Consider the following 10,039-nt stretch of genomic DNA (forward strand, 5'->3'; position numbering starts at 1 on the left):
GCTTTTCCACAACAAAGACCCCGTCGTTTGCGCAAAGATGACTTTTCCCGGCGGCTGGTTCGAGAGCACCAGTTAACCGTTGATGATCTGATTTATCCCTGCTTTGTACTCGAAGGCAAAAATCAACGAGAAAAAGTCACTTCAATGCCTGGGGTGGAGAGACTGAGCATTGATTTGCTGCTTCAGGAAGCTGAAATTATCCACAATTTGGGCATCCCGATGATGGCATTGTTTCCAGTGACCCCATTGGAACAGAAATCGCTGGATGCTGCTGAAGCGTTTAATCCCGATGGTTTGGCGCAACGGGCCGTCAGAGCATTAAAAAAAGCCTTCCCCGATTTGGGGGTAATGACTGATGTTGCTCTGGATCCCTTTACCACCCACGGCCAGGATGGCTTGATCGATGACAACGCTTATATTATTAATGATGAAACGGTCGAAGTATTAATCAAACAGGCGATATCTCATGCTGAGGCTGGAGCCGATGTAGTTGCCCCCTCCGATATGATGGATGGACGAATTGGTGCAATACGTAACGCGCTGGAAAATGCCGGGCATATACACACTCGTATCATGGCTTATTCTGCCAAATATGCCTCCAGTTTTTATGGACCATTTCGTGATGCTGTGGGCAGTGCAGGGAATTTAGCCGGTGGCAATAAATTCAGTTATCAGATGGATCCAGCAAATTCTGATGAGGCCTTACATGAAGTCGCTTTGGATATTCAGGAAGGTGCTGATATGGTGATGGTCAAACCCGGCATGCCTTATCTGGATGTGCTGTATCGGGTGAAACAGACGTTTCAAAAACCGACCTTTGTCTATCAGGTCAGTGGTGAATATGCGATGCTCAAGGCAGCAACGTTAAAAGGCTGGCTAAGTGAAGAAGTGATTATGGAAAGCCTGCTGGCATTCAAGCGTGCGGGTGCCGACGGTATCCTCACCTACTTTGCCAAAGATATTGCCCAAACATTACAACGCTGAACATGACAGATAAATACGCAGTAATCGGTAACCCGATACATCATAGTAAATCCCCGTGGATTCATGCCGAGTTTGCCAGACAAACCGGTGAGGATATTGAATATTCAGCGATTGAAGTTCCGTTGGACGAGCTGCAGAATAGTCTTCAACAGCTTCGCGACGTGCTTAAACTAAAAGGCATCAATGTAACAGTGCCATTCAAGGAGCAGGTCTGGAAGATAACCCAGCAAAAATCTGCCCGGGCCGAGTTGGCTGGAGCAGTTAATACCGTGGTATTCAATAATGATGGTAGCTTGTTTGGTGACAATACAGATGGCATTGGTCTTTGCCGTGATTTAGCGGTCAATCATCAGGTGGAGCTTGCTGGCAAAAGGATTTTATTACTTGGAGCCGGTGGCGCTTCACGTGGCGTGATAGCGCCTTTACTTGAATACCAACCGCTCGGAATATTTATTGCCAACCGAACGGCTTCAAAATCCAGTCATCTTGCAGAACTGTTTGCCCATCTGGGCAATGTTCATGGCGGTGGATTTGATGACATTGACGGTGAATTTGATGTGGTGATTAATGCTACCGCAGCCAGTTTACAGGGCGAAGTGCCTCCTTTACCTGATACGGTGCTGGCAAGTGGTGCCTGTTGTTATGACATGATGTACAGCGACACCGATACGGCATTTATCCAATGGGCAAAAGCCCAAAAGGCCGAAAAAACCATTGATGGGCTGGGCATGCTGGTTGAGCAGGCTGCAGAAGCCTTTTATCTCTGGCGTGGTGTGCGCCCGCAAACAGCTTCAGTAATATCACTGCTTCACAATAAAACCTGATCATCACCCATAAAAAACCTCATCCTGCACTCATTGTCAGGATGAGGTAAGTCATTTTATTTAAGGCTTGTTACGGTTTTCAGATTCGGCCATTTTCTGCTGCAGCTGCTGTTTTTGTTCTGCTGTTAGCACATTGAAAATCGCATTATTCAATTTAGCTTTTTTAGCTAATCTGTCGGCATGAGATTCTGTGGCTTCATTGATTATGGCTTCTAGCTTGTTTTGATCCAGACGATCATTAAAAGCCAATTGGTTTAATTGCTTGTGCAACTCCCAGTGCGACTTCATATCGTTTCTTTTGTCTGTCTGCTGGGCTTCAACTAATTCTTTTATTTCTGATTTCTGCGCTTCGGTTAAATCAACGCCCTGTAATATGCGTGGAATGCCATCATGATCTTTATGTTTTTTCTTCATCTCGCCATATTTTTCTCCTTCTTCACAACTTTTATGTTTATCGGCCATGGCAGGTACTGCTAGAAATAAAGCTGGAATCAAACTGAGTGCCATTAATTTGCTGCGCATAGGTATTCTCCTAAGAAGGTTATTTTTTAACGAAATACTGTCGTTCGACAGGTTGCAGACAGTATTGACGGATTAACTGTTAATGACTGTTTTGATATGTAAATTCAGGTAAAACACTGATTTACAATTAGCTGATTAATATTTGGGGACGTATCATTACTTTACAAAATAACAGGACATCTCTGTGAGCAAAGTATTAATTATTGATGACGATGTGATTCTTTCTGGTCTATTTCAAGACTATCTGGAGGAAGAGAAGTTTCAGGTTCGCACTGCAGATACAGCAACAGAAGGCCTGCAGCTTGCCTTGCAGGGAGAGTTCGATATTGTCATTCTGGATGTAATGTTGCCTGATATGAGTGGCACTGAGGTACTAAAAGCTATCCGTCAGCAAAGCCATGTGCCCATTTTAATGTTTACCGCAAAGGGTGACGATGTTGATCGCATCATGGGACTGGAATCTGGCGCTGATGACTATGTACCCAAGCCCTGTACCCCTCGCGAACTGATTGCTCGCATTAAAGCCATTTTGCGTCGTAGTGAAATCACCCGACAGCAGCAACAGGATGAAACAGTTATACAAACCGGTCCGTTGCAACTCTGGCCTCAACAACGTAAAGCCATATGGTTTGAGACTGCGCTGGAACTGACCAGTACCGAATTCAGCCTATTGGAATCGCTGGCAAGAAATGCCGGACAGATCGTCAGTAAAAATGCATTATCAGAAGCAGCACTGGGTCGTCCGCTGGCACGCTTTGATCGCAGTATTGATGTGCATATGAGCAGTATTCGGCATAAGCTGGGACAACAGCAGGACGGTCATTCTTATATCCAGACAGTCCGCGGTAAAGGTTATCAGTTGATTAAATAATGCGAAGTTTATTCTGGAAATTCTTTTTCGCTTTTTTGCTGGCCTTATTACTGACCAGTATTGGTGTCGCCAGTGGTATGTGGTTACGCCATAATGCAGAGCGTCAGGCCTTCGAAACAATTCCGGTACAAATGGGCTGGAAAGCGGCAGATCTTGTCGACAGTGCCGCTGATATAGCGCGTTATGCCGGTATCGAGCCGTTAAAAAAGTATCTGCTTGAACAACAACGAAATGAGATTAAGCTTTTTGCCGTTAATCAGGATAATCAGGATATTCTGCAACGGAATGTTGATCCGCAGTTGCTGGCAACAACACGACAATTATTATTTGAAAATCAAAGAATACGCTCCGTTCGACAAGTAATCTCGGAAGATGGCAGATCCCTGCTGTTATTTATCCCCTCCCCTGAAAAACTCGGTCAGAAGCTGGATCGGCCCAAACCTCCCAAACCACCATTATTATTACTACTGGGTATGTGGTTGATTTCGGGATTGTTATTCAGTGGCTTGCTGGCCTGGTGGTTTACTAAGCCCATCCGTATTCTGAAAAAAGCCTTTAATGATGTTGCAGATGGCAAACTGGATACCCGAATCCGTCCGGCAATGGGAAAACGTCGTGATGAATTGGCTGAACTGGGGCAAAACTTCGATTATATGACCGTTCGCATAAGCCAGTTGCTGAATGCACAGAAAAGATTACTCCACGACGTTTCTCATGAGTTACGTTCACCTTTGGCACGGATGCAGGCTGCGATTGGTTTGGCACAGCAAAGCCCGGATAAAACCGCCAAAATGCTGGATCGGGTTGAACGTGAGTCCGAGCGTATTGATCATCTTATCGGTGAGTTACTAAATTTATCTCGTCTGGAAAATCCGACAACTGAAAATGATGACAGACAACTTTTCGATTTAACAGAAATGCTGCTGGATATTATTGAGGACGCTCGTTTTGAAGCCCAGAATAAACATATTCAGATAACGCACAATGCTTTTGATAAAATCAATGTGTTTGCCCGCCCTGAGCTGATTCATAGTGCTATTGAAAATGTTTTGCGTAATGCGATTAAGTATTCACCTGAGAATGGGGTGATTCAACTAACTACTGAAAAATTATCCCTTCATTGGCAAATCACTATAGAAGATCAGGGGCCGGGAATTGCTGAACAGGATTTACAGCAGGTTTTTCAACCGTTCTTTCGTAGTCGTGACAATCACCAGCAGAACGGTATCGGTCTGGGGCTCACGATTGCCCATCGCGCAATTGAAATTCACGGCGGTGAGATAATTGCAGCAAACAGACCGGAAGGCGGACTTAACATTTCAATCCTGCTTCCAGTCTGATTGCTGAATAAACCGTTAGAATTTTAGCTGGATACGCCGCAGGCAACTCGGGCACCGCCGCCGCCTAAGGGTTTAGGGTGATCAGAGTGATTGTCACCACCAGCATGAATCATTAACGAACGACCTTGTAAATCTTTAAGCGTCAAGCGTGGTGCAAGCACCGGATGAGTTGCTGTTCCGTCATCGGCTACATACAACGGTGGTAAGTCACCGGCATGGCCACTGCCCCAGGGAGTGTCGTGCTTACCGGTATCGTAGGGATCATAATGACCACCAGCAGCTAAAGCAGGCACCATTTCACCGTCTTTTTCAGCAGCATCACAGCTTGGATTCTGATGCACATGAAAGCCATGCAAACCGGGTGTTAACGATTTCAAATCCGGGGTAAAGACCAGACCAAATGCTGATTGATGTACTGCTACGCTTCCCAGACTTTTGCCTGTTCCCTGTTTATCCACTTCATAAAGCTCGATCTGTGTATCAGCAAATGCTACTGAAGATGTCAGCGCAATAATTATGCTCGTCAATAGTTTCATAATCCCTCCAAAAATAGTGTGACTCTTAATCGGACCCGGTTGAAACCATGGAGTTTCACTGATCAATCAGCTAAGTCTGTTGACTTAATGCGCTTCATCAGCGGTTTTTTGCAACTCACGTTTATCTCTTAATGAAGCCAGCCAGCGGCAGAAAACATAAAAGACCGGGGTAAATATCAGTCCGAAGAAGGTCACACCAAGCATACCAAAAAATACTGCCGTGCCTAAGGCCTGACGCATTTCAGCGCCAGCACCAGAGGCCAGTACCAATGGTACCACGCCTAGAATGAAGGCAAATGAAGTCATCAGAATCGGACGCAGACGAGTACGTGCTGCTTCAACTGCAGCATCCAGGCGACTAAGACCGCGATCTTCAGCTTGCTTGGCAAACTCAACAATCAATATTGCATTTTTTGAAGCCAAGCCAATCAACACCACAAAACCAATCTGTACCAGAATGTTGTTATCCATACCGCGCAAACTCACCCCAAGTATTGCGGCCAGTAAACACATAGGCACAATCAACACTACTGCAAGAGGCAATAACCAGCTTTCATATAACGCTGCCAGTAACAGAAATACAAAGACAACGGCCAGAGAAAAACTGAGAAATGCAGTATCACCTGCCAATTTTTCCTGCAAGGCCAGCTCAGTCCATTCAAAACTGATTCCTTCGGGCAATGTATCGCTCAATAGTTCTTCAACAATCGCGAGCGATTCACCACTGGAATAACCCGGTGCAGTATTGCCCTGCACTTCAATCGCAGGATACAGATTGTAGTGCGGCAGACGTATTGGTCCCGTGATATTTTCAAACGTAGCTATAGTCCCGATTGGCACCATTGCACCATTATCAGAGCGGGTACGTAATTTACCGATATCTTCAATCTCATCACGGTAAGGGCCATCCGCCTGCGCTACTACCCGATAGGTTCGGTTCAGGAAGTTAAAATCGTTGACGTAACGTGAGCCAAGATAGATTTCCAACGTATCGATAACATTGCCTACCGGCACATTAAGCATTTCTGCCCGGGTACGATCAATATCAGCGTAAATTCTGGGAGTTCCAGAGTTAAAGAAGGTAAACACTGACGATAAACCATCAGTTTGATTCGCTGCGCCAATTACCTCGTTGGTAACAGCCTGTAATCTTTCAAGACCAAGTCCCCCACGATCCTGAACATAAAGTTTCCAACCACCGGAGTTCCCCATCCCGCGAACTGGAGGTGGTCTGATGGCAAACGCCATCGCAGCGTCAACCTGGGATAAGGCTTGCTGAGAACCAGCCACAATATCGTCAATGGTAATACCTGCCGCTATACGGTCTTCAAAAGAATCCAGAGGGGTAAAAATGACTGCCGAATTGGATGCATTGGTAAAAGTAGGTCCATCCAGACCGACAAATAAAACTGCATGCGCAACGCCGGGAACGTCTCTTAAACGTGCTGAAGCTTCGCGTGCAGCGGCATCAGTTCTTTCCAATGTAGCGCCTGGGGGTAACTGTAGGACATTGATCAAATAACCTTGATCCTGTTCAGGAATAAAACCTGTTGGTACTTTATTGAACTGATAGCCAGTCAACATGATCAAACCGACGTATATCAGCAGCATAACCGCCATCATACGTAACAACTTGCGTGTCATTGCCGAATAACGATCACCCATCCACTCAAAGGCACGATTAAAGCCATTACCAAACGCACGAAATGGATAGCTGACCTTGCCCCAAACACCACTCGGCTCATGGCCTTCAACGTGTGGCTTTAATAATAACGCTGATAAAGCTGGAGATAACGTTAAAGAAACAATCAGAGAGATAATGGTTGCTGTGGCAATGGTCAAGGCAAACTGCTGATAAAACGCCCCGGAAATACCAGTGATAAAGGCAGTCGGAATAAATACAGCAGTCAGTACGATGGCAATAGCCACCAAGGCTCCGCCAACCTCATCCATGGTTTTATGTGCTGCTTCCTTAGGGCTGAATCCGTCTCGTATATAACGCTCTACGTTTTCAACCACAACGATAGCATCATCGACCACGATACCTATGGCCAGCACCAGACCAAACAACGACAGATTATTTAATGAAACTCCAAGCATGGACATAACGGCAAACGTACCAATCAGTGATACCGGTATGGCCAAAATAGGAATAATTGATGCTCGCCAGCTCTGCAGGAATAGCATTACGACCAAGATAACCAGAATGATGGCTTCTAAAATGGTGTGATAAATCTTCTCAATAGATTTGGCGATAAACTCAGTTGGATCGTAAATAATCTGGTATTCGACGCCATAAGGCATACTTTGAGCAATATCTTTCATCTCTGCCCGTAACGCCTGAGCAGTTTCCAATGCGTTGGAACCCGGGCGTTGGAAGATAACGACCGGTAAAGCCAGATTGTCATCCAGATAACCAATATTATTGTAGTCCTGAGCTGCCAGTTCGACTCTGGCTAAATCCCGTAACCTGACGGTCCGGCCATCAGTGCCACGTTTTACAATGATATTGCCGAATTCTTCTTCTTCCAGCAGCCGGCCCTGCGTTTCCACACTCAACTCAAAACCGCCTTTGGTTTCAATCGGTTCTCTATTGATAGTACCAGCAGCAATCTGGGTATTATTCTCACGTAAAGCGCCAACAACTTCATTCGCTGTTAAACCAAATGCCTGAGCACGTTCCGGATCAATCCAGATCCGCATTGCATAAGCCCGCTCTGCAACAATCCGTGCTTCGCCGACTCCGTCTATACGAGCCAACCGGTCAACTACCTGAGTTCTGGCATAGTTAGAAACATAGAGGTTATCTCGACTGCCATCTGAAGACAGAATATGAATAACCATCATCAAATCGGGTGAGTTTTTACGAATATCAATACCTTGTCGAGTCACCTCCTCCGGAAGTAAAGGCTCAGCAATGGCAATGCGGTTTTGCACCAGCACCTGCGCAGTATCCAAATCGGTACCCGGCTTGAACGTAATATTTAGTGAGGTGCGTCCATCAGACGTATTTTCAGATTTCATGTAGAGCATGTTCTCTACACCATTGATCTGCTGTTCCAATACTGTTGCGACAGTATTACCAGCCGTTTCGGCTGTTGCGCCGGGATAGGTGGCAGTGACCGCTATACTTGGCGGAGCAATTTCAGGGTACTGTGCAACAGGCAAATTGCTATAGGCAATAGTGCCCACCAGAACAATCAGGACCGAAATAACGGTCGCGAAAATAGGTCTTTCAACAAAGAAGTGGGTGAACTTCATGAGTCTTGTCCGTCAACATTAGCCTGTTCCTCAGCTTGATATGGAACAGCATTCACTTCCGTACCCGGGCGAGCTCTCAGCAAACCTTCAACAATGATTTGATCTGATGTTGTCAATCCACTTCTGATTACCCGCATATTACCCTGCAATGTGCCAAGTTCAACGGGTTTAGGAATGACTTTGCCTTCGGCATTCACGGTCATTACCACTTTGGCTGCCTGATCGGTAACTATCGCTTTATCCGGAATCAGCATCGCTTCTGCATTTTGACTGGTCGGCAAACGCAAGCGGGCAAAAAGTCCCGGACGTAAAACACCATCGGCATTGTCTACCACTACACGCATTCTCAGAGTACCGGTATTTTCGTCCAGCCGGTTATCAACGAAATCGATTCGACCTTCACGTGTCCAATCCTTTTCATCAATTAATTTAAGTTCCGTTGGCATGGTTCTGCCATTAACCAATTGCTCCTGGCCCTCCGGCAAACGAATCAATTCCAGATATTCGGTTTCTGATACATCAAATACAAAATGCAGCGGATCCAGCGAGACAATGGTGGTCAAAGCTTCACCTGTATCACCACTGCCAATCAGATTACCGACGTCAACACGGCGATTAGAAATCCGCCCACTAACCGGAGCAGTAATTTTGGCGTATTGTAAATCCAGCTTAGCGGTTTTCAACGCAGCGGCAGCAGATGCCACGTTGGCATTAGCTTCCTGAAAGCGTGCCCGACGGGTATCCACCTCTTCCTGAGAAATCGCACTCTGGGTTAATAAACGTTCACCCCGCTTGGTATCCAGTTCAGCCAGTTTCAGTTGACTATCCATTCTGGACAGTTCTGCTTCAGCTCTGGCCACCGCTGCTTCATAAGGCCGCGGATCAATTTCAAATAATAGATCTCCCTTTTCAACCATCTGGCCATCGTCGAAATGCACTTTATCCAGATAGCCTGTTACTCTTGCGCGCAATTCAACCATCTCCACCGCTTCAAAACGACCGGTGAATTCTTTCCACTCTGTCAACGTGCGGACTTCAGGTTCCACCACCTGAACTCTGGGAAGGTTTTGTTCAGCGCTGACGGAATGAGACAGAAGGCTTAACGAGAAAAAAGCGGTGATTGCTAAAGCCCGCAGATAGGGGAGTTTAGTATCAAGTGAGTTATCACGCATGACAGATCCTTTGTTATTCGCTGGTGAAAGCGAAGGGAATAGCTTAGAATTCTTTCTAGAAAGGTTTCTGGAAAGGTTAATGCAAGATTCTTTCACGTGCAAGTAAATTTTTTTGTCATAATTCTGTCATCTCAGGAGGAACTCACTTGGCAGATCGCATATTAAGCATAGAAGAAACACTCGAACAAATGCGCAGTTGTTGGCACGGCGATGATCTTGCTGTAGCAGAGACAATAAAGCGGCTGTTTCGTGCGCGTGAATTATTTTTTTCGGATGCAAAAATTGTGATGGAACAATTTCATCTGAATGTAGGTGAATTTGACGCTTTGGCATCATTGCGCTTACAGGGCCCACCCTACGAACAAACCCCGTCCAATATATGCCAGGTGAACCTGGTGAGCTCTGGTGGTTTAACCAAAGTTCTTAACAGTCTGGAAAAAAACGGCTTAATAACCCGGCGTCAATGTGCGGATGACCAGCGAAGTCGCTTGGTAAAACTAACCGAAAAAGGCAAAAAGCTGATTGAGGA

9 protein-coding genes are annotated in these 10,039 nt (G+C 45.8%); 5 read left to right on the forward strand and 4 right to left on the reverse strand.

Annotated features, from left to right (window positions below; genetic code table 11):
* Both hemB and aroE read left to right on the forward strand, forming a co-directional pair.
* Positions 1-984: porphobilinogen synthase (hemB, locus tag B3M51_RS08755; protein ID WP_292758395.1), on the forward strand; the 984-nt coding region annotated here is incomplete at its 5' end.
* Positions 985-986: 2 nt separating this feature from the next.
* Positions 987-1,808, forward strand: a complete 822-nt coding sequence (gene aroE / locus B3M51_RS08760) for a shikimate dehydrogenase (protein WP_292758397.1) — start codon at positions 987-989, stop codon at positions 1,806-1,808.
* A 60-nt stretch (positions 1,809-1,868) separates the two neighbouring features.
* Here aroE and B3M51_RS08765 read toward each other — a convergent pair whose 3' ends face one another.
* Complete coding sequence (locus B3M51_RS08765; RefSeq protein WP_292758399.1) at positions 1,869-2,330, reverse strand: Spy/CpxP family protein refolding chaperone; 462 nt, start codon at positions 2,328-2,330, stop codon at positions 1,869-1,871.
* Between the two features lie 184 nt (positions 2,331-2,514).
* Between B3M51_RS08765 and B3M51_RS08770 the strand changes: the two genes are divergently transcribed.
* Together B3M51_RS08770 and B3M51_RS08775 are read left to right on the forward strand one after the other, a co-directional pair.
* Entirely contained in the window at positions 2,515-3,201 is a 687-nt protein-coding gene (locus tag B3M51_RS08770; protein ID WP_292758401.1) for a response regulator transcription factor, read from the forward strand.
* Positions 3,201-4,541: a sensor histidine kinase gene (locus B3M51_RS08775; RefSeq protein ID WP_292758403.1), complete on the forward strand. Its 1,341-nt coding sequence runs from the start codon at positions 3,201-3,203 to the stop codon at positions 4,539-4,541. Before B3M51_RS08770 ends, B3M51_RS08775 begins: the two co-directional genes overlap by 1 nt.
* 23 nt (positions 4,542-4,564) lie before the next feature.
* On the opposite strand, the gene sodC is transcribed toward B3M51_RS08775, so the two are convergent.
* The 3 genes from sodC to B3M51_RS08790 form a co-directional block, all read right to left on the reverse strand.
* Entirely contained in the window at positions 4,565-5,077 is a 513-nt protein-coding gene (sodC, locus tag B3M51_RS08780; RefSeq protein WP_292758405.1) for a superoxide dismutase [Cu-Zn] SodC, read from the reverse strand.
* 84 nt (positions 5,078-5,161) lie between these two features.
* Positions 5,162-8,338: an efflux RND transporter permease subunit gene (locus B3M51_RS08785; protein ID WP_292758407.1), complete on the reverse strand. Its 3,177-nt coding sequence runs from the start codon at positions 8,336-8,338 to the stop codon at positions 5,162-5,164.
* Entirely contained in the window at positions 8,335-9,510 is a 1,176-nt protein-coding gene (locus tag B3M51_RS08790; protein WP_292479904.1) for an efflux RND transporter periplasmic adaptor subunit, read from the reverse strand. Before B3M51_RS08790 ends, B3M51_RS08785 begins: the two co-directional genes overlap by 4 nt.
* A 146-nt stretch (positions 9,511-9,656) precedes the next feature.
* On the opposite strand from B3M51_RS08790, the gene B3M51_RS08795 reads away from it, so the two are divergent.
* On the forward strand, positions 9,657-10,039 hold a 383-nt coding region (locus B3M51_RS08795; RefSeq protein WP_292758409.1), incomplete at its 3' end, for a MarR family winged helix-turn-helix transcriptional regulator.

This window comes from Methylophaga sp. UBA2689 (assembly GCA_002354555.1).
Taxonomy (GTDB): domain Bacteria; phylum Pseudomonadota; class Gammaproteobacteria; order Nitrosococcales; family Methylophagaceae; genus Methylophaga.

Excerpts from the sequence above, each read along its gene's own strand:
- B3M51_RS08785 (WP_292758407.1), bottom strand. The coding sequence starts at position 8,338 with ATGAAGTTCACCCACTTCTTTGTTGAAAGACCTATTTTCGCGACCGTT.
- B3M51_RS08790 (WP_292479904.1), bottom strand. The coding sequence starts at position 9,510 with ATGCGTGATAACTCACTTGATACTAAACTCCCCTATCTGCGGGCTTTA.
- B3M51_RS08775 (WP_292758403.1), top strand. The coding sequence starts at position 3,201 with ATGCGAAGTTTATTCTGGAAATTCTTTTTCGCTTTTTTGCTGGCCTTA.
- B3M51_RS08765 (WP_292758399.1), bottom strand. The coding sequence starts at position 2,330 with ATGCGCAGCAAATTAATGGCACTCAGTTTGATTCCAGCTTTATTTCTA.
- aroE (WP_292758397.1), top strand. The coding sequence starts at position 987 with ATGACAGATAAATACGCAGTAATCGGTAACCCGATACATCATAGTAAA.
- sodC (WP_292758405.1), bottom strand. The coding sequence starts at position 5,077 with ATGAAACTATTGACGAGCATAATTATTGCGCTGACATCTTCAGTAGCA.